Below are 922 nucleotides of genomic sequence, written 5' to 3'. Positions count from 1 at the left end.
TATACCGGCTGAAGTGCAGTCGTTCAGTATTTGTTCTTTATTCAACTTTATCTAACTTACCAAGCCGACGGAATGCTATTGCCGGTACATCGGCAAGCGCTAATCCGTTGTGTGCAACTCATGGAAACAGAATTACCAATAGAATATAGAAGGATAACAGTCCCTTATTACAATGTCGCTTTATTCAAGTATTGGGGAGACATCTATGAGTCTATTTTTTGCTACTTAAAACCTTTTATGAAGGTTAAAAACAGATCAAACCTTTTTGAAAGAATAGAAGACGACGACAATTACTTCGACATGCGGCTGTTGGCTGAACAGACATTTCCGCTGTCTTGGGAAAAAATGCTGCAAATAACTGGTTTTGACTCGATCGCAACCCTTAGGCAAGCAATGACTTCGCGGGAAGAGTTCAGTAATCAGAAAGACCGTCTTCGAGAGATCTGCATAAAGGAAAAGATCATTCAGCCATATGAAGATACTTTCAGCCCGCATCAATTGGAAGCTTTAATCGATATCCTAAAGCAAATGGGACATTCGCAAATAAGGTGTATTCCAGAGTTTCCGGATATTGATTTGCCATACGAAGTTGAGCTAGACTTAAACAAAGTCATTGACCAGTATCATCATCGAAGATGCTTGCAAACTGTAGATGAGCAGCTCTTTATTGCTAATGCATTTGATTATGTTGAAACGTTTATTTGCGGTCCAAGGAGCCGTGTTCATCAATTTGCTCAAAGATTGGAAGGGTTTTACTGCGAAAAAGAGACAATGTCATGGTGGGCATTAAAGTGAAGCTGCACACAACATGGGTGGCTGTGGCACAACGTAGGTAAACGAATGAAAAACTGACCGAAGGATTGCTTTGGAAAAGCGGTCCTTTTTATTTCAGCCGCAAAGCAGGCTTTTGCTGTATGATGCC

The 922-nt window shown here is 40.8% G+C and carries 1 protein-coding gene; it reads left to right on the top strand.

Features of this window, described 5'->3' with window-relative positions; all coding sequences use genetic code 11:
- Positions 1 to 120: 120 nt before the first annotated feature.
- Positions 121 to 795 (top strand): DUF2711 family protein, encoded by a 675-nt coding sequence (locus DRJ53_RS21020; protein WP_162303953.1) that lies wholly within the window; start codon positions 121 to 123, stop codon positions 793 to 795.
- Positions 796 to 922: the final 127 nt, after the last annotated feature.

The organism is Paracnuella aquatica, assembly GCF_003332885.2.
Classification (GTDB): domain Bacteria; phylum Bacteroidota; class Bacteroidia; order Chitinophagales; family Chitinophagaceae; genus Flavisolibacter; species Flavisolibacter aquaticus.
Note: the sequence above shows the minus strand (reverse complement) of the source record. Positions and strands in the feature narration are given on the sequence as shown.

Bases quoted from the DNA above. Each gene is read 5' to 3' on its own strand.
- DRJ53_RS21020 (WP_162303953.1), top strand. From the start codon at position 121: ATGGAAACAGAATTACCAATAGAATATAGAAGGATAACAGTCCCTTAT.